Here is a 21241-nt window from a genome sequence, read left to right as displayed (position 1 = left end):
GGATAAATGTCACAGCATAAAGGAAAAATAATAACGGCACTGGTACTGTTATTTGTCGTGTTTTACGCCATTGCAGTGTACTGGAGTATAGAGCCTTCACGTTTTGATGTTGTGCAAAATGCTAAGCAACAAGCGCAGCAACGCAGTGAAAAACTAGTCACAGGTTATGTAACAACTTCAACACTCATCACTGTAGCTGATACGCTTTTAACTAAATCAGGCGGTTACTTATCAAATGATGTGCTACCACCGAGCGTAATAATGGACAATATGCCGGCCTGGGAGTATGGTGCGCTGGAAATGGTGCGTGATTTAGCGTTGTCTATGCGAAAAGATTTTAGCCGCTCACAATCGCAATCAACTGAACACGAAGCGCTCAAAAAAGCTCAGCCACAATTTAATATCAGCTCTGAAGCATGGGCATGGCCAAGTGCTGAGGGTGAATACCAAAAAGGAATTGATTATTTAATGGTATATCGTTCTCAAATAGCCAATCAGCATGAGCGCGATAGCCAATTTTACTCTCGTGCAGATAACCTACGCAGTTGGTTAAAAGAAGCTGAAAAGCGTTTAGGCAGCTTAAGTCAGCGTTTAAGTGCAAGCGTGGGTCAAGATAAGGTTAACACTGACCTCGCCGGTAACTCTTCAAATACACAGGCCACCTATACGCCTTTACAACAACAAATAAAAACATCATGGTGGGAAATTGATGATGTATTTTATGAGTCACGTGGGGCCACTTGGGCTTTACTGCACTTTTTACAGGCGGTTGAATATGATTTTGCCGATGTGCTTGATAAAAAGAACGCCCGTGTCAGCTTGCAACAAATTATTCGCGAGCTTGAAGCAACCCAAGAAACGGTATGGAGCCCAATGATTTTAAACGGTAATGGATTTGGTTATGTCGCCAACCATTCACTTGTTATGGCAAATTATATTTCTAGAGCCAATGCGGCACTAATTGAACTTAGCGAATTATTAGCGCAAGGATAAAAAATGAAAAAGTATTGTATAGCAGCAGCCTTATCAATGGCATGTTTAGCCCCTGTAGCACAAGCCGACACTGTATTGGGTTTATATGTAGGGGTTGATGGTTGGAAAGCAGATAATGACGGGAGCTTTTCTGATAATAATAACGCCCTGCAAAACTTCAACTTTGAAGATGAAACCTTTGTCAGTTATTACGCTGCGCTTGAGCACCCAGTGCCATTAGTGCCAAACTTAAAGTTAAAATACACTGAGCTTGAATTAAACGGTTCAACAGTGCTTGAAGACACATTTAGTTTTAACGGTACTGATTATATTGTTGGCACTGATGTTAATTCAGTGACTGACTTATCGCACATTGATTATATTCTTTACTACGAGATTTTTGATAACGATTTAATCTCAATTGATTTAGGTCTTAATGCTAAGCAGTTTGATGGTGAGCTTGTTGTAACAGGTACATCACAACAAGGTGGCGCTAACTTTACTGAAATCGAAGAGTTCTCTGGTGTTGTGCCGTTAGTATATGGACGTTTTGAAGCGGGTTTACCATTTAGTGGTTTAAGTGTTTTTGCTGAAGGCAGCTTTTTAGCCATCGATGACAGCAAAGTACAAGATTATCAAATGGGTATTGCTTGGGAATTTATTGATAACTTAGCCGTCGATGTTGCGGTTAAAGCGGGCTACCGTTCAATGACTTTAGAGCTTGATGATGTTGATGATATTAATACTAATATTGATGCATCAGGGCCGTTTGCCGGTATTCAAGTTCACTTTTAATTAAAGTTTTATTTTGAGCCACCTTGTGTGGCTCTTATTTTTAAAAGCTAACACACGCTTTTATTATTAGTCATCTTTGTTTGCTATTTTAAAGAATGCCAAACTAATTCAAATTCCCCTTCAAATGCTGAACCAATTAACTGTTTGTACACCTTGTTAATTGGGTAGTTCATTAATCTAAACAGTTCATCACCTGTTTGAGTAAACTTATAATAGCTAAGCACCAAATCGTTACTTTTTGCTTTTAAGGTTAATTTTTGTGATAAAAAGGAAAGGGTGATCTCTTGTCCTACTTTTAATGCCGCTGACTCTATTTCTTTACGATACAGCAAGTTTAAATCCATTAAAGTTAGTACGTCTGGAAAGCTCACGCCGCTTTTACCTATGCTTAATGACACTTTATTGCCTTTACCTAGTAAATCAAATAACGAGGGTTTTTTGTAATACCCCAAGAATATTAGGTGGCTGCTATCCTTTTCGTTATACCCAGAAATAGACACGCACTTTCTTAATGAATCGGCTTCGCGCTGGGTCATGTGCTTGAGTGTTTGTAAACTTTTAATAGAAAAAGTACCTGGGCTAATGGTTTCGCCAGTAAAAATTTTTGCCCACAACACTTGCATAGATTGATTTGAGGTATCTTCACATAAGGCTATAAAGTGCTCTACCCAATCAGCATCGGGCTGTTTGGCGCAAGCAACATCAGGACAAAACTCCATTGCTAAGGCTAAAATAGTCTCAATATTTTGTTGCTGTTTAATCAGTAGTAAGTCTTGTCTTTTTTGAGCACGCGCTAAAATTGAATGCTCGCTATTAATACTATAAAGCGATTTGGCTTTACCTTGAGGATTATAGGTTTTTTCATCAATGGCAGGCGTATTACTCACTTTTGTGACCGAGTAACCTAGCAGTGACTCAATAATATTGGCAAGTTTAATCCTGGCTTGTGCGGTTTTGACTGTCATGGCTTTCCATTATTGCTTGTGCATCACTGAGTTGAGCGACCGTTTTTAAGTTATTTAGCCCTAGGGTCACTATATTACCTAATATATTTTCAGCAAATATAGCAACGTACCCAGAAATAAGCGGCATCGTTGCTTGTCCTTCTATATGCCACGTGACGGTTTTTGTGTGCGGGCTAAATAGCAATTTGCTAGTGATAATATGCTCTTGATTAAATAACACACTAAATACAACTTCATTATCGCTTAATGACGATATTGTCATTTCGCCTTTGCCCCATTTACCTTCCCAAGATTGGTAGGCTCCTGCGCCAGAGCTCGGTTCTCCAATATTAAACTTAATATTAGGGTCTATTTGTTGCCACGGCGACCATTTATACCACTGGGTAAAGTCCTCAACTAATGACTTTATTACGGGAGCGCGTGCGTTAATCTTTATACTTTTTTGCACATGATAATTTTGTGGTAACAATAATCCAACGACAACAAAAACCAGGAGTAAAATGATTGAAAACTGCATTATTTTTTTAAGTAGTTTAATAGGTATTCCTCATCTATTTTAATTTACAGCGTCTATCAATTATTAATTATTTAATAGTTTAACGAAGTCGCGGTTGCTTTTGATCTATTTTATCTACCTTGTATTATTCCAAAAGCAGACATTAGCCGTAATAAGTTTAGATGATTTATTAGTTTTAGTAATGCCATAAAGGTAAACAATTTTTAATCAGCGCTTTCATTTTGTGCTATATCAACGGGGATGTCGATAGGGTATAATTCGCGCCTTTTGTTATTGAACGGCCAATTTTATGAGCACATTAAAAGCTGAACGCGCCTTATTCTCATACCCCAAGTATTGGGCTGAGTGTTATGGCACAGCTCCATTTTTACCAACAACACGCGAAGAAATGGACGCGCTTGGCTGGGATAGCTGCGATATTATTATTATTAGCGGTGATGCTTATGTAGACCATCCTAGTTTTGGGATGGCCGTAATTGGCCGAGTGCTAGAAGCGCAAGGTTTTAGAGTGGGTATTATTGCTCAACCAGATTGGAACTCTAAAGATGCGTTTATGGCATTGGGTAAGCCTAACTTATTTTTTGGTATTACAGCCGGTAATATGGACTCGATGATCAATCGTTACACCGCTGAAAAACGAATGCGCCATGATGACGCATACACACCAGGAAATGTCGGCGGTAAACGCCCAGATCGCGCAGTGATCATTTATTCACAACGCTGTCGTGAAGCCTACAAAGATGTGCCATTAGTGTTAGGGGGCATTGAAGCCAGTCTGCGCCGTATTGCTCATTATGATTACTGGCAAGAAAAAGTACGTCGTAGCGTATTATTTGACGCTAAAGGCGATATTTTAATTTATGGTAATGCCGAACGCCCGTTAGTTGAAGTAGCGCATCGTATCGCTGCCGGTGAAACCATCGATACCATACAGGATGTTAGAGGCACGGCAGTTATTCGTAAAGAGCCTTTACCTGGTTGGCGTGGCAGTGACTCAACAGCCATTGATAAAATTGGTAAAATAGACCCTATTCCTAATCCTTATGGCGCGGATGATGTGGGCTGTGCTAAATCAGAATTTAAGCAAGCCGGCATCGATTTACAAGCAGAAGCTGCAAAACCAATTACCATCCAGCCTGCTCGTCCTAAGCCGTGGGAAAAAACTTACGTTAAACTGCCGGCATTTGAGCAGGTTAGCGTTAATAAGCCTTTGTATGCCCATGCATCACGTATTTTACATCAAGAAACCAACCCAGGTTGTGCAAGGGCGTTATTTCAGCGTCATGGCGATCGTTCTATTTGGGTGAATCCGCCGGCTTATCCGCTTGAAACTCAGGAAATGGATGACGTGTTTGGTTTACCTTACCAGCGTATACCACATCCAAGTTATGGCGATGATAAAATCCCTGCTTACGATATGATTAAAACGTCGGTAAATATTATGCGCGGCTGTTTTGGCGGCTGTTCGTTTTGTTCTATTACCGAGCATGAGGGGCGCATAATACAAAGCCGTTCTCAAGAATCGATTATCGAAGAAATTGAACAAATTAGAGATAAAGTGCCGGGCTTTACGGGGGTTATTTCTGATTTAGGTGGGCCAACTGCAAATATGTACAAACTGCGTTGTACCAGCAAAAAAGCAGAGAGTACGTGCCGTCGCTTGTCGTGTGTGTATCCTGATATTTGTAAGCATATGGATACCGATCACACACCCACTATCGACTTATATAAAAAGGCGCGTGAGGTTAAAGGGATCAAAAAGATCTTAATTGCTTCGGGCGTGCGTTATGACCTTGCAGTACGTGATCCTCGTTACGTTAAAGAGCTAGTAACCCATCATGTTGGTGGATATTTAAAAATAGCACCCGAGCACACAGAAGACGGCCCATTATCAAAAATGATGAAGCCGGGTATGGGCGCCTATGATGAATTTAAAGCGTTATTTGATAAGTACTCAAAAGAAGCGGGTAAAAAGCAGTATTTAATTCCATACTTTATTTCTGCTCACCCGGGGACTAAAGATGAAGACATGGTAAACATGGCTTTGTGGCTGAAATCGAATGATTTTAAGCTTGATCAGGTACAAAACTTTTATCCATCACCGATGGCCAACGCTACCACCATTTACCACACAGAAATGAACTCGCTTCGTAATATTAAAAATAATACTGAGCAAGTTGCTGTGCCTAAGGGAGCGCGCCAACGTCGTTTGCATAAAGCAATTTTACGCTATCACGATCCTGCCGGTTGGCCAATGATCCGCGAAGCCCTGCGTAACATGGGCAAAGCCAAGCTTATTGGTAAAGGTCCAAATTGTTTAGTGCCAGAAGAAGGCCGAGATGAAAGGCAAACCAAACGCGGTAAAGGCAATAAGGGCGGTCGTCCTGCGCTGACTCGTCATACTGGCTTTAGCCAGTTTAAAAAAGCCAACACTAAGCCTAAGGTAGGTGGTAATCGCCAGCGCGCTAAGTAGCCTTAACTTATGTAAAGTAACTATCGGCTTAAACAAAAACACCGAGTATTGATGCGGTGTTTTTGTTTATAAAAAGATTAAATCAATAACCAAGTCGCAGTACCTAAGAAGGCAAATATACCAACAATATCAGTTACCGTGGTTAGTACCACACTGCCTGCAAGTGCTGGATCTATTTTCATTTTTTTAAGCAATAGTGGGATACTAGCACCCGCAATACCTGCTGCAACTAAATTCATAAACATAGCAAACGCTAAAACACCACCGAGTTTGAAATCCCATTGCCAAAGCGCAACAACACCGGCAATTAGGATAGACCAAACCATACCATTAATCGCACCGATAGCGAGTTCTTTTAATAATAAAAAACGTTGGTTAGTTTGGTTGATATGACCCACCGCGATACCGCGAATAACCAAAGTTAAGGTTTGGCTGCCTGCAACCCCACCCATTGACGGGACAATGCCATTGAGCACAGCAAGAATTGGTAATATAGCTAAGGTGTTTTCAAAAAAGCTCGCCACAATTGCAGCCAGCAATGCAGTTAGTAAGTTTACACCCAGCCAAATTGAGCGCTTTTTAGAGCTTTTCAACACAGGTGCAAAGGTATCTTCTTCATCATCTAAACCCGCTAAACCCAGTAAACTGTGCTCAGCGTCTTCACGAATAACATCAACGATATCATCAATGGTGATCCGCCCAAGCAAGTGTGCGTTGTCATCAACAACCGGTGCCGATATCCAGTTATGACGCTCAAACAATTGTGCAACTTCGCTCTCATCCATTGAAATAGGAATAGACTCACAGTCTTCATCCATTAACTCATGAACAATTTTTTCAGGGGGATTAGTTAATAAAGTACTCAGCGATAGGGCGCCTAAAAAGCAGTTATTTTCATCAACCACATATAAGTCATCTGTACCCTCAGGTAATTCGCCGCGTAAGCGAATATAACGCAGTACCACATCTAGAGTCACATCGGGGCGAATAGTAACGGTATCGATATTCATCAATGCGCCAGCAGAGCGCTCTTGATACGATAAAGCCTGCGTTGCACGTTCTCTATCTTGAATATCCATAGCGCTAACAACATCTTTATAAACGGTGTCAGGTAGGCTACGTAGTACTTCCCCTAAGTCATCATGGCCCATGTCTTCGGTTGCGGCAGCAATGTGCTCGGGTGCCATTTGCGCAATAATGCCCAAACGTACATCTTCAGACAGCTCTTCAAGCACATCACCTTGTACATCAGGATCAACAAGCTGCCAGAGCATACGGCGAATTTTATGCGGGGATGATTCTAAAAGAAGTGCGGTATCACAAGGCGCCGTTTTTGCCAGCATGCGTCTAACTTGAACAAATTGACCACTATTTAGTGACTTAGTCACCTGTTTTAGTTGTTGTAGTGGAATATCTTGTTCTAAAGCTTCAGGCATTGGCGTCCTTAATTAAATTGTATTACATGCTGGAAGGGTATAAATGCTATTCAATTTTAGTTTATCTTACTTTATGTGAGCAAACTAACTCAACCACTATTAACCTAAGCTTAGGATGATGAGTTAATAATGAACTTTTTTATTCTTGCTCATTAAATCGTTGGTCGATGAGTTCACCTATTGCGCTAAGTGCAGGCTCAGCGTCGGGGCCTTCGCATACCACCTTAACTTCTTTGCCTTGGCTGCTTTCGAGTAACATAAGTGCCAGCACGCTATCGCCAGCGGCTTGTTTGTCATCTTGAAATAAAGTGATTGTGGCATCAAATTGCACAGAAAGCTGAGCTAATACTGTCGCCGCTCTAGCGTGTAATCCTAATTTGTTTTTTATTAAAAATGTATTTTCTAACCGCATGACATGTTCTCGCAAGCTTTGATTTTATTCTTGTTCTCGGTGGCGAATTTTTACATTAGGATGACTCATTGCAAAGCTTTCACCAATGGTTTGCGCTAAATAAACAGAGCGGTGTTGCCCACCGGTACAGCCAATTGCAATGGTTAAGTAGCTGCGGTTATTTCGTTCTAAATGCGGCAGCCATGTTTGCACAAATGTTTGAATTTGCCATGTAAATTTTTGCACTATGCTGTGACTTGCTAGGTAGTCTTTTACTGGTTGATCCAGCCCCGTAAGTGGCTTAAGTTCAGGCTCCCAATGCGGGTTTGGTAAAAAACGGGCATCGAATACGTAATCTGCTTCTTTAGGGATGCCGTGTTTAAAACCAAATGACTCAAAGGTAATGATCAGTTGTTTATCTTTTTTTCCGAGTATTTTTTCACGAATAGATTCAGCAAGCTGATGCACACTTAAATCTGTGGTATCAATCATATAATCAGCACGATTAATCAATACATCAAGCAGTTGTTTTTCTTTTTTTATGGCTAAATCAAGCGGCAAAGAATCAATAGATAAAGGGTGGAGACGTCGCGTTTCTGAAAAACGTTTTATTAATGTTTGATCGTCACTGTCTAAATAAAATACCGTTGGTTTAGTAAAACCAGGTAAATATTCGAGTATTTCATTAAATTGCTGTTGCTCTTTAGGTAGATTACGCACATCAACACTCACAGCAATTTTATTATAACTGTCGGAAACGCTGCGCACTAATGATGGTAATAAATTAAGAGGAATATTGTCTACACAATAATAACCTAAGTCTTCCACAACGCGTAACGCCACAGATTTACCTGACCCTGAGCGACCGCTTATAATTATTAATTCCATTTATCACCTTTCTTTATTACTACGATTGACTGACGATAACCTGATACAGTTCGCTATCCGATTTGGCGGCGCGTAACTGTTTACAAAATTCTTTATCATTGAGCTTATCAGCAATCGTGGCTAGCATCTTCAAATGCTGCTGATTATCGCCATCGGGAACAATTAACGCGACAAAAATGTCAACCGGTCGGTTATCAATCGCATCAAAATTAATAGCTGTTTCGCTCACTAAAATCAAAGCAAGGGGCTCTTGAGCTCCACTCATGCGACCATGTGGAATAGCAATGCCTCGGCCAATGCCTGTACTTCCAAGCTTTTCTCTTGCAGTTAATGCATTAAGAATATCTTGTTGTGTTAAATAGGGCAGCTTATTGTGAGCCAATTCACTGATAAATTCTAAAATTCTTTTTTTACTATTAAAAAGGACCGCAGCTTTACTGCAGTCCTGACAGATAAGTGAGCTTAGTTTCATAGTGTTAGTGTCGAGCAAGTTTCTCTTTGTGTTTAATTACTTGACGATCTAGCTTGTCAATGAGCGAGTCTATAGCGGCATACATATCTTGATGCTCAGTAGAGGCAAAAATCTCAGCGCCACTAACATGAACGGTTGCTTCAGCTTTTTGGTTTAGTTTTTCTACATCGAGAATAACGTGCACATTCGTTATGTGATCAGTGTGCCTCTGTAACTTCGAAAATTTACTATTTACGTAGTCTCTAAGCGAGTCGGTAATATCTACATGGCGACCAGTTAAATTCAGTTGCATAAACATTTTCCTCTTTGTTGTACGCCTTAAATCAAACTTTTACGTTGATTAGACGGGGGAATAGCTAGAGATTCGCGATATTTTGCAATGGTTCTCCTCGCTACTTTAATTCCTTGCTCTGCCAATATATCTGCAATTTTACTATCACTCAATGGTTTAGCTGAGTTTTCTGCAGCGATTAATTTTTTAATTAATGCACGTATTGCTGTTGATGAACATTCGCCACCATTTTCAGTACTTACATGGCTTGAAAAGAAATATTTAAGCTCAAAAATGCCACGTGGTGTATGCATGTATTTTTGCGTAGTAACACGCGATATAGTCGACTCATGCATTTCCACCATTTCAGCCACATCGTTAAGCACCATAGGCTTCATAGCCTCAGGACCGTGTTCAAAAAAGGCCTGTTGCTGCTGCACAATACAGTTGGTTACTTTAAGTAGCGTGTCATTTCTACTTTCTAAGCTTTTTATAAACCATTTAGCCTCTTGTAAGTGCGAGCGAATAAACTGGCTATCACCACTTGATTTAACCGTACGCGACATAGCTGCATATTGGCTATTTACTCTGATCTTAGGCATGCTATCTGGGTTTAATTCAACTACCCAACGACCTTTAACTTTTTTAACCGACACATCAGGAATAACGTATTCAGACTCTTCTCTGACAATAGTGTCTGCCGGTTTTGGGCTGAGCGTATGAATCAACGTCATGATTTCTTTAAGCTCATCTTCTTTAAGCTTTGTTTTTTTCATTAACGTGCGATAGTCACGTGCAGCAAGTAAATCAATATGATCGGTTAAGATCATTTTTGTTTCGTTTAAAAAAGGTGTGTCTTTATCAAATTGATTTAGCTGAATACACAAGCACTCTTGTAAACTACGCGCGGCTATTCCCACTGGATCAAATAGTTGAATACGCTTTAGTACCGCTTCTATTTCGTCAAGTTCAACTTCATCTTCGCCGTCGTTTTCTTGGTTAAAGCTTTCTAATATTTCTTCACAGCTAAGGGTTAGAATCCCTGAGTCGTCTACAGCTTCTACAATTGCAATAGCTATCGCTTCATCGGTAGGACTAAACGGCGTCAGTTGAAGTTGCCACATTAAATACTCATGCAGCGTTTCAGTCGAAGAGCCTTGATAAATAGATTCATCTTCTGGCATTGGGCCCGATGAAGAGGCAGGCGCAGCGCTCATATATTCATCCCAAGTAACATCCATAGCCATATCATCGCTAATAGTGTCTTTGGTCATTGCTTCGCCGCTATCTTGCTCATACTCGCTAGGTTTATCGTCAGCTGAGGCACTTAGCGTTAAGTCATCGTTATCGGCTTTTTGTTCGTTTTTACCTGCAGTGTCTTCGCTGTAATCGTGTTCTTCAACTTCAAGCAAGGGGTTGCTATCGAGCGCTTCTTGAATTTCTTGCTGGAGATCCAATGTACTGAGTTGCAATAAGCGAATTGCTTGTTGCAACTGTGGAGTCATTGTAAGTTGCTGGCCCATGCGCAGCTGTAATGATTGCCTCATGTATCTCTAACAATCCTTTTAAATTATTATAATTAATATTAGCAGATGCTTAGTGTAATAACACACATATTAGAGCTTGAACTGCTCGCCTAAATAAACATCGCGTACTGTTTTATCGTTTAATACATATTCTGGAGTGCCTGATGCAATTAACTCTCCATGAGAAACTATGTAGGCTTTTTCACAAACATCAAGAGTTTCGCGTACGTTGTGATCTGTGATAAGTACGCCAATTCCTCGGTTTTTAAGATGCTCTATAATCTTTTTAATATCTAATACTGAGATAGGATCAACCCCCGCAAAGGGTTCGTCTAAAAGGATAAATTTAGGGTTTGCTGCTAACGCGCGAGCAATTTCAACGCGGCGACGTTCACCACCTGATAAAGCCATACCTTGACTATCGCGGATATGCTGAATGCTAAATTCATCAAGTAAATTATTTAAGGTATCTTCGCGTTGTTGTTTATTTAATTCTTTACGTGTTTCTAAGATAGCCATTAAGTTTTGATAAACAGTCAGCTTTCTAAAAATAGACGACTCTTGCGGTAAATAACCAATCCCTAAACGCGCTCGGCTGTGCATCGGTAATAAAGTAATATCTTTATCATCAATTGATATTTTGCCTTTATCGCTAGGCACAAGGCCTACAATCATATAAAAAGTGGTGGTTTTACCTGCACCATTAGGGCCAAGTAACCCCACAATACTGCCAGCTTCAACCTCTAGGCCAACGTTTTTTACAACTTCACGACCTTTGTAGCTTTTAGCTAATAGCTCTGCTTTTAATGTGCTCATGGTTGACCTTTATCATCTTCTTTTTTATTTTCAACAGGGACTAAAATAGTGTGTACACGGTCTGTTGAGTTTTCGTCTTTTTCTGCGCTAATTAACTGCTGCTCGATATCGTAAGTGATACTTTTAGCTGTTATTTTTTGACCTGCTTGAGCAATGCTTGCATCGCCGATTAAGGTTAAAAAACGCAGCGACACATCGTAACGCACTTCATTAGCACTGGCGCTCATTATGGTGCCATCAGCTTGTGTTTCTTCAAAATATGCAGGGCTGCCTGTGGCAATTAATAACTGTTTGTTATCGCCTAGCTCATCGCGTTTATGCACTTCTAAACGGTCAGCTGTGATACGGCGATTACCATGAATAATTTCAACATTTTTCTCAAAAATGCCTACGTTTTCTTTTAATTGACCTTCTTGCTTATCTGCACTAATTGAAATTTGATTAGCAGCGGGGGCTTCAGCAGGTTCAGCGCCATTACTGTTAAAAGCAATTAATAGTGAGGGAACAATTAAAATTTTAAATAGGTTATTGGTCATAATATAGGGTTCGCGTATGGTTAATAAGTTTAATCACCTCGGTTTTTAAATCGGCCTCAAGGCCTTTACCTGTGATTTTTAAATTAGGTCCTGTAATAACGACAGGCTGCTGTGATTGCATGGTTAATAGTTTTATATCAACATTGATGGTCTGGGCGTTGATCGTATCGATCATGGCGTTATCTACTAAGTTTTGAGCGGTTACATTACCCTCTAACACCAGTTGACGGTCGTCGTAGAGGGTGGCTTCATCGGCGTTAATACGCCATGTTTGCTGCTCGTTGTATAAAGTGAATATAGGCTTTTCAAAAAAGGTAAAACCGAGTTGTTGATACAACTCCATTTTTACCGCAGTTACCTTATGGCTCACTTTACCTTGTTCATTATAAGCCGTTTGTTTTAGCTCAATAGCGGTATAATCAGGCTTAGCAATAACTTGTGTTTCTTCGCTTGCAGTAATATCAACCTTAGTAAAATAAGGATACCAGAGCCAAACCATACAGCTTATGAATAAAACGCTCAGTATAATGCGCGCTACATTCATGAACTCGTTCCTTGGCTAGTTAGTGGCTTGTTATTTTCGAGCATAAGTAAGTCTGTCAGCTCTCTTACCGCACCAAAACCGCCGGGCAGTTGGGTTACATAATGTGATAAACGTTTAATAAGTGGATGAGCATCGTTTACGGCAACCGCAAAACCGACTTGCTCCATTACTGGCATGTCTGGGCCATCATCACCTATATAAGCAATTTGCTCATCGCTAAGCGCTAATTTTTGTTTTAATTCTTGATAGGCTATGAGTTTGTCTTCTTGGCCTTGATATATATGTTGTACGGTTAAACTGCTCATACGTTGCTGCACTATATGAGAATGGCGCCCGGTGATCACGGCGACTTCAAAACCGCTGTTAATCAGGGCTTTGATACCAAATCCGTCTTTGGTGTTAAATGCTTTGAGTTCTTCACCTTGGTTTCCAAGGTAAATACGGCCATCAGAAAATACACCATCAATATCACAAATTAATAGCTTTACTTTTTTTGCGCGCGCCTTTGCATCATCACTTAGCGGTTGATAGAGATCTTCAAATTGCATTTATAGCACTCCGGCTTTAAGTAAGTCTTGCATATTTAGTGCGCCAATCGGTTGATTATGCTCATTAATTACAATTAAACCATTAATACGTTTTTGTTCCATAATATTTAACGCTTCAGCCGCGAGCATCTCTTGGGTGGCTGTAGTACACGACTTGGTCATCACAACATTAATTTCAGTGCTATGAATGTCAATACGTTGCTCTAAAATACGGCGTAAATCGCCATCGGTAAACAGGCCTGATAATTGCTGGTCACTATCAACAATAGCGGTCATGCCGAGTCCTTTGGCCGACATTTCAATTAAGGCATCTTTAATCGTTTGCGTCTCGTTAATGATAGGCGTATCAGCACCACTGTGCATAACATCTTTAAGAGTTAAGAGTAATCGCTTGCCTAAGCTACCACCAGGGTGCGATAGTGCAAAATCATCAGCAGTAAAGCCGCGTGCTTCTAATAATGCCACCGCCATGGCATCACCCATAGCGAGTGTGGCAGTGGTACTTGCAGTAGGTGCTAAGCCCAATGAGCAGGCTTCTTGTTCAACTTTAATACACACATGCACATTTGCCAATGTTGCCATGGTTGAGCCTTGGTTGCCTGTCATGGCAATCATTTTGGCACCAATGCGCTTTAATACTGGAATAATATTAAGTACTTCGCTGGTTTCACCAGAGTTTGAAATGAGGATAACCACGTCATTTGCTGTGATCATTCCTAAATCACCATGGCTTGCTTCACCCGGGTGAACAAAAAATGCGGGGCTGCCGGTACTGGCAAGAGTGGCGGCTATTTTGTTACCAATATGGCCTGATTTACCCATGCCAATAACAATAATACGACCTGAGCAGTCATACATTAATTGACAGGCTTGGTTAAAGCTTTCATTAACGTATTGTGTAATATCGCTGAGTGCTTGGCGTTCAATCTCTAGAACACGTAACCCTTGTTGAATAAAGTTTAGCGTTGACATGGGCTATCCTACTTGACTAAAAATATAACCTTGGTAAATCATAAATGCGACGATGAGCAAGCCACCTTCTATTCTATTGATACGTCTTTGACCTCTAAAGTTCAATGACATAGCAATTAGCGCCAAGGTTGCGCCAATCATAATAATAACATCACGGTTAGCAACCGAAGTATCGATAACCGATGGATTAATTAATCCTGCCAGCGGTAATACCGCTAAAATATTAAAAATATTCGAACCAACTATGTTACCCAGCGCTAAGTCATCTTCATTTTTAAGTACACCTGCAATTGAAGCTGCAAGTTCAGGTAAGCTGGTGCCTATAGCAATAATGGTCAAACCAATCACTAAGTCACTTAAGCCAAAATATTTTGCGATATCAACGGCTGAGCCAACTAAAAAGTGTGAACTAACCGGCAGTAAAATCATACCCACTACCAGCCAAAAAACAGCTTTTTTGGTTGGTACGTTGTCAGGTACTTCGTCACAGGCTTCGCTCACAAACGGATCGTCTTGGTTTTTAGCTCGCAGTGAGACAAAAATAAGTCCGCCAATAAAAACAACAAAGCCAAATAATAAGGCTGCACCTTCAAAAAATGAAAAATAGTTATCTGAAAAAATATACCAAGTTGCAATGGAGACCAGCAGTACCAGTGGAATTTCACGTTTTAACGTACTTGAAGATACTGATAAGGGTCTTAAAAGGGCGGTAATACCTAAAACTAATAAGATGTTAGTGATGTTTGAACCAACTGCATTACCCACGGCAGTATCGGTTTTATTTGCCAAAGCTGCTGAAGCCGATACCATCATTTCAGGCGCTGAAGAGCCCATAGCTACCACGGTTAAACCTACAATTAGCGTTGGCACGCCAAAGTTTTTAGCCAGTGCTGCTGCACCATAAACAAACCTGTCTGCACTCCATACGAGAGCCGCAAAACCAAGAATTAAAATGACAAACGAGGTAACCATTGTGATAAGCCAATTAATGTAAATTCAGATAGCGCGAATAGTAACAAAAGCCACCATAAAAGTATAAATAAAAGAATAAGGTGTAATACATTAGGCGGTTATTTTAAGTATTCTTTGGCGCTTTTTATATGAAATTTTAAGCCAAAGTTAAGGCTGCTTGAATCAATCTTATAACTGTTTTTGCGACACTATTACAAAATCTTACGAATTGTTTTTTCCATATTGGTTAAAAAACCCTTAAAATAGAAATATGAGAGAGTATTGTTATGGAGAGCGACTTGTCGCAATCAATAGTTGAAGTCAAGGATGTTACCTTTTCTAGAGGCGATAGGGTCATATATAAAAATATGAGCTTTGACGTACCTGAGGGTAAAATTACTGCCATTATGGGGCCAAGCGGAATTGGCAAAACCACGATGCTACGCCTAATAGGTGGCCAGCTTAAACCAGACTCCGGTGATATTTTATTTAAAAACGACAGCATTGTCGCTATGTCGCGCAAAGAACTCTACGCGGCACGTAAACGCATGAGTATGTTATTTCAAAGCGGTGCCTTATTTACTGATATGTCGGTGTTCGATAACATTGCATTCCCCATTCGAGAGCACACGCAACTCAGTGAAGATTTAATCCGTTTAGTGGTATTAATGAAACTACAAGCTGTTGGCTTACGTGGTGCTAAAGATTTAATGCCTTCAGAGTTATCTGGCGGTATGGCACGTCGTGCAGCTTTGGCTCGCTCTATAGCGCTTGATCCTGAACTTATTATGTATGATGAGCCTTTTGCAGGACAAGACCCTATTTCAATGGGGGTTTTAGTTAAGCTGATCAAATCTTTAAACGAAGTACTTGGCTTATCTTCTTTAATTGTCACGCACGATGTGACAGAAGTAATGAGTATTGCCGACCATGTTATTATTATTGCTGATCAAGGCGTTATTGGCAGTGGTACACCAGAGCAGATGCGAGAGCACGAATCACCACTTGTTCAACAGTTTTTAAAAGGGTTATCAGATGGTCCAGTGCCATTTCATTATCCAGCACAAACCTATGCAGATGAACTGTTAGGAGAGCAGCAGTAATGTTGGATTTACTACAAAAAATAGGCCACAAAACGCTGGGCCGATTTGCTGCACTGGGGCGTTCAACCCAAATGCTGGCAAGTGCGTTATGGCATGTACCCAATTTTAAAAAAGGCACACCTTTACTCGTGCGCCAATTATATATGGTTGGCTCACAGTCATTATTGATCATTGTTGTATCAGGATTGTTTATCGGCATGGTATTAGCCCTGCAAGGCTATACTGTTTTAGTTGATTATGGCGCTGAAGACAGCTTAGGCCCTTTAGTGGCACTCAGTTTATTACGTGAACTTGGGCCAGTAGTAACCGCATTATTATTTGCCGGTAGGGCAGGCAGTGCGTTAACCGCTGAAATTGGCTTAATGAAAGCCACCGAACAGTTATCATCGCTTGAGATGATGGCCATCGACCCGCTTAGGCGAATTATAGCGCCGCGGTTTTGGGCTGGTTTGATTAGTATGCCAATGTTGGCACTTATTTTTTCTGCTGTAGCTATTATTGGTGCTCATTTAGTGGGGGTTGATTGGCTAGGCGTTGATACGGGAAGTTTCTGGTCAATTATGCAATCTCAGGTGTCGTTTGAAAAAGACATACTAAACGGTTTAATTAAAAGTATCGTATTTGCGATTGTTGTTACCTGGATTGCGCTTTACAAAGGGTATGACTGTGTTCCCACATCAGAGGGGATCAGCAAGGCAACAACAGAGACAGTGGTGCACTCATCACTAGCGGTATTAGGTTTTGACTTTATTTTGACAGCGGTAATGTTTACCAGCTAATAGGGTATTAAATAATGAATTCACGGAAATTAGAAATTTTAGTTGGTTTTTTTGTAGCATTGGGCATTTTGGCATTTTCAATGCTGGCGCTTAAAGTGGCCAATTCAGGTATTAGCGGCTCAGGTGAAACCTACACATTGAACGCCAAGTTTGAAAATATAGGATCATTAAAAACACGTGCACCCATTAAGGTGGGCGGCGTTGTTATTGGTCGTGTAGAGTCAATTTATGTACACCCACAAGAGTTTTTACCAGTAGTAAATATGAGTATTGATGCGCAGTATTTGTGTCGTTTTTCGGACACTAGTTCCATCTCTATCTTAACCTCGGGTATTTTAGGTGAGCAATACTTAGGTATTAACCCTGTGATCGCATCAGATTCAGCTAAACAGCGATGCTTAGGCGAAGATGTAGCGAACAGCGAACAAGATCAAGCCATTGACGATTTATTTGGCGTTCAAAGTAAAGCATTAGCTAACGGCGATTCTATTACAGATACCAAGTCAGCATTGGTACTAGAAGAATTAATAGGCCAGTTTTTATTCAACCAAGGTAGTGAGTAATTATTATGTTGAAAACATTTTTAGCAAGTATCGCATTAGTAACTGTCGCGCTGGTACAAAGTGTACACGCCAGTGAAGTCAAATTGGCTGATCCTAATAAAATGGTACGTCAGGTTGCTGATAATACCTTTGAGCGTATTACCAAAGACCAGCCGTTAATAACCACTAATAAAGAGCATTTACGGGTCATCGTTGAAGAAGAACTGATGCCTTACATTGACTACAAATATGCTGCACTGAGAGTGTTAGGTAGCGAAGTATCTAAGGTACGCGCTATTACCGACAAAGCAGAAAAAGCAAAAGCAATTGAAGATATTCAGCGTTTTATTGGCGCGTTTAGAGAGTACCTTGTTGCCACTTATGCTGGCGTTTTTACCCAGTATACTAATCAACAAGTTGAATTTGCTGCCGAGCAGCCTTTTAAAGGCAAAGATGTGGTGGTGGTAAAAACCAAAATTGTAGAAGCCGGTAAGCCTGATATTAAAATTGATTTTAAAGTACGTGAAGATAGAAGTGGCGAATGGCGCGCTTACGATATGATTGCTGAAGGCATTAGCTTACTTGATGCAAAACAAAGTGAGCTTCAGGGCATTTTACGCCAACAAGGTATTGACCACGTTAGCGACCTGTTAGAGCAAAAAAGTAAGTTACCGGTTCAGTTTAGAGGCAGTGACACAAATGACTAAATTGGCAATCAGCCAAGTCGATGAACAGCATCTACGAGTCAGTGGTGAATTGACTCATAATTCAATTGGCAATGAACGGCTTCTGAATACCAAGCGACAAACTGAGCATAAAACCCTTTATTTTGACCTAAGTGAGGTGACAAGGGTTGACACAGCCGGCTTAGCTTGGTTAATTCACTCTTTTACAGAATTTAAGCAACAAGGCATTCGCCTTGAATTGCAAAACCCACCTGAACAACTGCAAAACCTTATGCAGTTAGGCCAGGTTACAACCCTATTTGAGTGAGAGTTATGGAAACGAGTCAAGTCGAAACATTATTACGCGACGAACTTCAGTTAGCTGAAGTACATGTAAAAGCCAACGGCAGTCATTATGAAGTAATTGCTGTCGGTGAATGCTTTGACGGATTAAGTCGTGTTAAAAAGCAACAGCTAGTATATGGGCCATTAATGAACACTATTTCAGACGGTACCATTCATGCTGTTTCTATCCGCGCTTTTACTCCGACAGAGTGGAAACGTGAGCAAAAATTAATTTTACCGCAATAAATAAGGCCCCTTAGATGGATCAATTTGTAATTCAAGGTGGCACTTCACTGGCTGGTGAAGTAACTATTTCTGGCGCTAAAAACGCAGCTCTTCCGATTCTATTTGCAGCTTTATTAGCTGATGGCAAAAGTACTTTTACTAACGTACCACATCTTCGCGATATCATTACGACCGAAGCCTTATTAAAAACGTTAGGCGCTGATGTTCAGTGGCAGGGCGATTCACTCATTATTGATGGTGCAACGGTAAATAGCACGTTAGCGCCTTATGACTTAGTAAAGCAAATGCGTGCGTCAGTGCTTGCACTTGGCCCTTTAGTCGCTCGATTTGGTGAGGCACAAGTATCCTTACCTGGTGGCTGTGCTATTGGTGCGCGCCCGGTTGATATTCATATTCAAGGCTTAGAGCGTATGGGCGCTCAAATAACCGTTGAAAACGGTTATATTAATGCCAAAGTAGATGGTCGCTTAAAAGGCGCTGAAGTTTTCATGGAAATGATTAGCGTAGGTGCTACTGAAAACTTACTGATGGCGGCAACGCTCGCCGAGGGTAAAACAGTACTAGAAAATGCTGCCCGCGAGCCAGAAATTATCGATTTAGCCAATTGCTTAATTGCTATGGGGGCTAAAATCAGTGGTGCGGGCTCAAGCCGTATTGAGATTGAAGGGGTTGAGCGTTTATCAGGTTGTGAACACCGCATATTACCGGATCGTATTGAAACAGGTACCTTTTTAGTGGCTGCAGCGATGGCTGGCGGCGAAGTACTATGTAAAATGACCGATTTTCATTCACTTGAGCCTGTAATAGAAAAACTACGTGCAACCAATGCGTTATTAGAAGTGCACGATGACAGTATTTATTTAGACATGCGAGGCCGAGAGCTTAAAGCGGTGAATATTAAAACTATGCCTCATCCAGGTTTTCCAACCGATATGCAAGCGCAGTTTACCGCATTAAATGTGGTGGCTAATGGTAGTGCGACGATTACCGAAACTATTTTTGAAAATCGTTTTATGCATGTGCCTGAGCTACAACGTATGGGCGCTAATATTCGCTTAGAAGGCAATACGGCCTTTTGTGGTGAAACAAAAAGCTTATCGGGTGCGCAGGTTATGGCAACCGATTTACGCGCATCGGCAAGTCTTATTCTAACGGGGATTGTGGCTCAAGGCGAAACGGTTGTTGATCGTATTTATCATGTAGATAGAGGCTATCAGCGTATTGAAGATAAACTCAGTGCGCTAGGTGCTAACATCAAACGTAAAAGCAATTAGTTATACTAATACAATTATTATTCTAATCCATAAAAAACGCGATGATCTATCGCGTTTTTTTATGTCTAATGCCAAAGTATAAATAAGCGCTTTATAGCTTGGTTTCAAGCTCTGCTACTTTTACCATTATTTTTTGTATTTCACCGTTACGGTAAAGCTCAAATTCAATTTCTTTCCCCGGTTCGGTACTGCCTATTTTTTTCAATACATTTTGTGGATTAGCCACTGAAAGCCCAGCAATTTTAATCACAATATCTTGCTCTTCTATACCCGCCTGCCATGCAGGACCTAAAGGGTCTAGGTTGGTAATACGCATGCCTGCAACGGGCGTTAAGCTATCATTGACCTCTTTACCTGTACTGTCTACCGCTGTGCCTTCAAAGCCCAAATAGCCGCGTACTACACGACCATGGCGAATAAGTTTGCCCATTACCTCTTTTGCCAAGGTGTAAGGCACCGCAAAAAAGATCCCTTGTATATTTAAGTTTTCACGGGTTTTAAACTGGGCAGAGGTGATCCCTACTAAATCGCCATTAGAATTTACCAGTGCACCACCAGAGTTACCTACGTTAATAGCAGCGTCCATTTGCAGTAAGTTATTGTAAGGACTATCGGTAATTTTTTGTTTACCGGTGGCGCTAATGATCCCCTGAGTAATGGTTTGCCCTAAGTTAAGTGGGTTTCCGATGGCTAATACTAAATCGCCTACACTCGAACTGTAGTTATCGTTAACGGGTATAACAGGCAGGTGATTGGCATTTATTTTTAATAATGCTAAGTCGGTAATAGTATCAAATCCAATGAGTTGCACATCAAAAAAACGTCTGCCGTCAGTAAGAATAACCAGTATTTGATCGGCATTATTGATCACATGGTAATTAGTCAAAATATAACCGTCAGGTGACATGATCACCCCAGAACCAAGCTCTTGCACCGTATTTTGGCGTTTATAGCGTGGCTCTTTAGAAATGCTTTCTGAAAAAATGGTGACAACCGATGGCGCTGCGCGCTTAACTGCATCAGAAAAGCTCAAATGACTTGCAGTCATTGCACTAGGTAGCGGCACGTTAGGTAGCAATGCAGTGCGCATGTTAGGGCTAAAAAAAACCACTAAAAAAGCAATGCCTAAACCGGCAAATAGAGGAGGAAGTACAAATTTTAGAAGTTTTAGCACGGTATTCTTATTGTTAGTGAGCAATCCCTTTATGATGGCA

Annotated in this window: 25 protein-coding genes; 10 read left to right on the top strand and 15 right to left on the bottom strand. The window is 40.8% G+C overall.

All coding sequences use genetic code 11. From position 1 onward, the window contains the following. Nucleotides 1–6: 6 nt before the first annotated feature. Nucleotides 7–993: a DUF2333 family protein gene (locus QL986_RS07315; RefSeq protein ID WP_013463973.1), complete on the top strand. Its 987-nt coding sequence runs from the start codon at nucleotides 7–9 to the stop codon at nucleotides 991–993. 3 nt (nucleotides 994–996) lie between these two features. Further along, the gene (locus QL986_RS07310) at nucleotides 997–1767 is read left to right on the top strand and encodes a TIGR04219 family outer membrane beta-barrel protein (RefSeq protein WP_290191419.1); all 771 of its coding nucleotides are present in this window, start codon (nucleotides 997–999) and stop codon (nucleotides 1765–1767) included. 83 nt (nucleotides 1768–1850) lie between these two features. On the opposite strand, the gene QL986_RS07305 is transcribed toward QL986_RS07310, so the two are convergent. Further along, nucleotides 1851–2732: a TIGR03899 family protein gene (locus QL986_RS07305; RefSeq protein ID WP_290191418.1), complete on the bottom strand. Its 882-nt coding sequence runs from the start codon at nucleotides 2730–2732 to the stop codon at nucleotides 1851–1853. Next, complete coding sequence (locus QL986_RS07300) at nucleotides 2701–3249, bottom strand: SRPBCC family protein (protein ID WP_028834533.1); 549 nt, start codon at nucleotides 3247–3249, stop codon at nucleotides 2701–2703. The genes QL986_RS07305 and QL986_RS07300 overlap by 32 nt, the downstream gene beginning before the upstream one ends. A 289-nt stretch (nucleotides 3250–3538) precedes the next feature. Between QL986_RS07300 and QL986_RS07295 the strand changes: the two genes are divergently transcribed. Beyond that, entirely contained in the window at nucleotides 3539–5722 is a 2184-nt protein-coding gene (locus tag QL986_RS07295) for a YgiQ family radical SAM protein (protein ID WP_290191417.1), read from the top strand. A 77-nt stretch (nucleotides 5723–5799) separates the two neighbouring features. On the opposite strand, the gene mgtE is transcribed toward QL986_RS07295, so the two are convergent. From mgtE to QL986_RS07235, 12 genes are all read right to left on the bottom strand, one after another. Then, entirely contained in the window at nucleotides 5800–7158 is a 1359-nt protein-coding gene (mgtE, locus tag QL986_RS07290) for a magnesium transporter (RefSeq protein WP_013463978.1), read from the bottom strand. A 139-nt stretch (nucleotides 7159–7297) separates the two neighbouring features. Next, nucleotides 7298–7570, bottom strand: coding sequence for an HPr family phosphocarrier protein (locus QL986_RS07285; RefSeq protein ID WP_013463979.1), 273 nt, complete (start codon nucleotides 7568–7570; stop codon nucleotides 7298–7300). Nucleotides 7571–7594: 24 nt separating this feature from the next. Continuing rightward, nucleotides 7595–8437 carry an RNase adapter RapZ gene (gene rapZ / locus QL986_RS07280; RefSeq protein ID WP_024601346.1) on the bottom strand — a complete coding sequence of 281 codons (843 nt, stop codon included), beginning with the start codon at nucleotides 8435–8437 and terminating at the stop codon, nucleotides 7595–7597. 19 nt (nucleotides 8438–8456) lie between these two features. Next, the gene (gene ptsN, locus QL986_RS07275; RefSeq protein WP_024601345.1) at nucleotides 8457–8909 is read right to left on the bottom strand and encodes a PTS IIA-like nitrogen regulatory protein PtsN; all 453 of its coding nucleotides are present in this window, start codon (nucleotides 8907–8909) and stop codon (nucleotides 8457–8459) included. A gap of 4 nt (nucleotides 8910–8913) precedes the next feature. Beyond that, complete coding sequence (hpf, locus tag QL986_RS07270) at nucleotides 8914–9201, bottom strand: ribosome hibernation promoting factor (protein WP_010390562.1); 288 nt, start codon at nucleotides 9199–9201, stop codon at nucleotides 8914–8916. Nucleotides 9202–9227: 26 nt separating this feature from the next. After that, nucleotides 9228–10727 carry an RNA polymerase factor sigma-54 gene (locus tag QL986_RS07265; RefSeq protein WP_024601344.1) on the bottom strand — a complete coding sequence of 500 codons (1500 nt, stop codon included), beginning with the start codon at nucleotides 10725–10727 and terminating at the stop codon, nucleotides 9228–9230. 69 nt (nucleotides 10728–10796) lie between these two features. Beyond that, entirely contained in the window at nucleotides 10797–11522 is a 726-nt protein-coding gene (gene lptB / locus QL986_RS07260) for an LPS export ABC transporter ATP-binding protein (protein ID WP_013463982.1), read from the bottom strand. After that, on the bottom strand, nucleotides 11519–12058 hold the full coding sequence (lptA, locus tag QL986_RS07255; protein WP_290191416.1) for a lipopolysaccharide transport periplasmic protein LptA: 540 nt from the start codon (nucleotides 12056–12058) through the stop codon (nucleotides 11519–11521). The genes lptB and lptA overlap by 4 nt, the downstream gene beginning before the upstream one ends. Continuing rightward, nucleotides 12048–12602, bottom strand: a complete 555-nt coding sequence (gene lptC, locus QL986_RS07250; RefSeq protein ID WP_013463984.1) for an LPS export ABC transporter periplasmic protein LptC — start codon at nucleotides 12600–12602, stop codon at nucleotides 12048–12050. Before lptC ends, lptA begins: the two co-directional genes overlap by 11 nt. Continuing rightward, nucleotides 12599–13150 carry a 3-deoxy-manno-octulosonate-8-phosphatase KdsC gene (gene kdsC, locus QL986_RS07245; RefSeq protein WP_013463985.1) on the bottom strand — a complete coding sequence of 184 codons (552 nt, stop codon included), beginning with the start codon at nucleotides 13148–13150 and terminating at the stop codon, nucleotides 12599–12601. Before kdsC ends, lptC begins: the two co-directional genes overlap by 4 nt. Next, nucleotides 13151–14122, bottom strand: coding sequence for a KpsF/GutQ family sugar-phosphate isomerase (locus tag QL986_RS07240; protein ID WP_290191415.1), 972 nt, complete (start codon nucleotides 14120–14122; stop codon nucleotides 13151–13153). It lies immediately after the preceding gene. A gap of 3 nt (nucleotides 14123–14125) precedes the next feature. Beyond that, the gene (locus QL986_RS07235) at nucleotides 14126–15094 is read right to left on the bottom strand and encodes a calcium/sodium antiporter (RefSeq protein WP_024601341.1); all 969 of its coding nucleotides are present in this window, start codon (nucleotides 15092–15094) and stop codon (nucleotides 14126–14128) included. A gap of 266 nt (nucleotides 15095–15360) precedes the next feature. On the opposite strand from QL986_RS07235, the gene QL986_RS07230 reads away from it, so the two are divergent. Genes QL986_RS07230 through murA form a run of 7 tightly spaced genes read left to right on the top strand, consistent with a single transcriptional unit; the run spans nucleotide 15361 to nucleotide 20027 of the window. Then, a complete protein-coding gene (locus QL986_RS07230) occupies nucleotides 15361–16176 on the top strand; it encodes an ATP-binding cassette domain-containing protein (RefSeq protein ID WP_013463988.1) in 816 nt (271 codons plus the stop codon). After that, a complete protein-coding gene (mlaE, locus tag QL986_RS07225; RefSeq protein WP_013463989.1) occupies nucleotides 16176–16955 on the top strand; it encodes a lipid asymmetry maintenance ABC transporter permease subunit MlaE in 780 nt (259 codons plus the stop codon). The genes QL986_RS07230 and mlaE overlap by 1 nt, the downstream gene beginning before the upstream one ends. A 14-nt stretch (nucleotides 16956–16969) precedes the next feature. After that, nucleotides 16970–17518, top strand: a complete 549-nt coding sequence (gene mlaD / locus QL986_RS07220) for an outer membrane lipid asymmetry maintenance protein MlaD (protein ID WP_013463990.1) — start codon at nucleotides 16970–16972, stop codon at nucleotides 17516–17518. Between the two features lie 5 nt (nucleotides 17519–17523). Continuing rightward, nucleotides 17524–18204: an ABC transporter substrate-binding protein gene (locus QL986_RS07215; RefSeq protein WP_290191414.1), complete on the top strand. Its 681-nt coding sequence runs from the start codon at nucleotides 17524–17526 to the stop codon at nucleotides 18202–18204. Beyond that, complete coding sequence (locus QL986_RS07210; protein ID WP_008465119.1) at nucleotides 18197–18490, top strand: STAS domain-containing protein; 294 nt, start codon at nucleotides 18197–18199, stop codon at nucleotides 18488–18490. The genes QL986_RS07215 and QL986_RS07210 overlap by 8 nt, the downstream gene beginning before the upstream one ends. Nucleotides 18491–18495: 5 nt before the next feature. Next, nucleotides 18496–18753 carry a BolA family protein gene (locus QL986_RS07205; RefSeq protein ID WP_290191413.1) on the top strand — a complete coding sequence of 86 codons (258 nt, stop codon included), beginning with the start codon at nucleotides 18496–18498 and terminating at the stop codon, nucleotides 18751–18753. A 14-nt stretch (nucleotides 18754–18767) separates the two neighbouring features. Further along, the gene (murA, locus tag QL986_RS07200; RefSeq protein ID WP_008465122.1) at nucleotides 18768–20027 is read left to right on the top strand and encodes a UDP-N-acetylglucosamine 1-carboxyvinyltransferase; all 1260 of its coding nucleotides are present in this window, start codon (nucleotides 18768–18770) and stop codon (nucleotides 20025–20027) included. 91 nt (nucleotides 20028–20118) lie between these two features. On the opposite strand, the gene QL986_RS07195 is transcribed toward murA, so the two are convergent. Next, a complete protein-coding gene (locus QL986_RS07195; RefSeq protein ID WP_013463993.1) occupies nucleotides 20119–21201 on the bottom strand; it encodes a trypsin-like peptidase domain-containing protein in 1083 nt (360 codons plus the stop codon). Nucleotides 21202–21241 lie beyond the last annotated feature (40 nt).

It is taken from the genome of Pseudoalteromonas sp. APC 3250 (genome assembly GCF_030407915.1).
In the GTDB taxonomy this organism is placed as follows: Bacteria; Pseudomonadota; Gammaproteobacteria; order Enterobacterales; family Alteromonadaceae; genus Pseudoalteromonas; species Pseudoalteromonas tetraodonis.
Note: the sequence above shows the minus strand (reverse complement) of the source record. Positions and strands in the feature narration are given on the sequence as shown.

Coding starts and splice junctions, on each gene's coding strand:
- QL986_RS07315 (WP_013463973.1), top strand. CDS start 7: ATGTCACAGCATAAAGGAAAAATAATAACGGCACTGGTACTGTTATTT.
- QL986_RS07310 (WP_290191419.1), top strand. CDS start 997: ATGAAAAAGTATTGTATAGCAGCAGCCTTATCAATGGCATGTTTAGCC.
- QL986_RS07305 (WP_290191418.1), bottom strand. CDS start 2,732: ATGACAGTCAAAACCGCACAAGCCAGGATTAAACTTGCCAATATTATT.
- QL986_RS07300 (WP_028834533.1), bottom strand. CDS start 3,249: ATGCAGTTTTCAATCATTTTACTCCTGGTTTTTGTTGTCGTTGGATTA.
- QL986_RS07295 (WP_290191417.1), top strand. CDS start 3,539: ATGAGCACATTAAAAGCTGAACGCGCCTTATTCTCATACCCCAAGTAT.
- mgtE (WP_013463978.1), bottom strand. CDS start 7,158: ATGCCTGAAGCTTTAGAACAAGATATTCCACTACAACAACTAAAACAG.
- QL986_RS07285 (WP_013463979.1), bottom strand. CDS start 7,570: ATGCGGTTAGAAAATACATTTTTAATAAAAAACAAATTAGGATTACAC.
- rapZ (WP_024601346.1), bottom strand. CDS start 8,437: ATGGAATTAATAATTATAAGCGGTCGCTCAGGGTCAGGTAAATCTGTG.
- ptsN (WP_024601345.1), bottom strand. CDS start 8,909: ATGAAACTAAGCTCACTTATCTGTCAGGACTGCAGTAAAGCTGCGGTC.
- hpf (WP_010390562.1), bottom strand. CDS start 9,201: ATGCAACTGAATTTAACTGGTCGCCATGTAGATATTACCGACTCGCTT.
- QL986_RS07265 (WP_024601344.1), bottom strand. CDS start 10,727: ATGAGGCAATCATTACAGCTGCGCATGGGCCAGCAACTTACAATGACT.
- lptB (WP_013463982.1), bottom strand. CDS start 11,522: ATGAGCACATTAAAAGCAGAGCTATTAGCTAAAAGCTACAAAGGTCGT.
- lptA (WP_290191416.1), bottom strand. CDS start 12,058: ATGACCAATAACCTATTTAAAATTTTAATTGTTCCCTCACTATTAATT.
- lptC (WP_013463984.1), bottom strand. CDS start 12,602: ATGAATGTAGCGCGCATTATACTGAGCGTTTTATTCATAAGCTGTATG.
- kdsC (WP_013463985.1), bottom strand. CDS start 13,150: ATGCAATTTGAAGATCTCTATCAACCGCTAAGTGATGATGCAAAGGCG.
- QL986_RS07240 (WP_290191415.1), bottom strand. CDS start 14,122: ATGTCAACGCTAAACTTTATTCAACAAGGGTTACGTGTTCTAGAGATT.
- QL986_RS07235 (WP_024601341.1), bottom strand. CDS start 15,094: ATGGTTACCTCGTTTGTCATTTTAATTCTTGGTTTTGCGGCTCTCGTA.
- QL986_RS07230 (WP_013463988.1), top strand. CDS start 15,361: ATGGAGAGCGACTTGTCGCAATCAATAGTTGAAGTCAAGGATGTTACC.
- mlaE (WP_013463989.1), top strand. CDS start 16,176: ATGTTGGATTTACTACAAAAAATAGGCCACAAAACGCTGGGCCGATTT.
- mlaD (WP_013463990.1), top strand. CDS start 16,970: ATGAATTCACGGAAATTAGAAATTTTAGTTGGTTTTTTTGTAGCATTG.
- QL986_RS07215 (WP_290191414.1), top strand. CDS start 17,524: ATGTTGAAAACATTTTTAGCAAGTATCGCATTAGTAACTGTCGCGCTG.
- QL986_RS07210 (WP_008465119.1), top strand. CDS start 18,197: ATGACTAAATTGGCAATCAGCCAAGTCGATGAACAGCATCTACGAGTC.
- QL986_RS07205 (WP_290191413.1), top strand. CDS start 18,496: ATGGAAACGAGTCAAGTCGAAACATTATTACGCGACGAACTTCAGTTA.
- murA (WP_008465122.1), top strand. CDS start 18,768: ATGGATCAATTTGTAATTCAAGGTGGCACTTCACTGGCTGGTGAAGTA.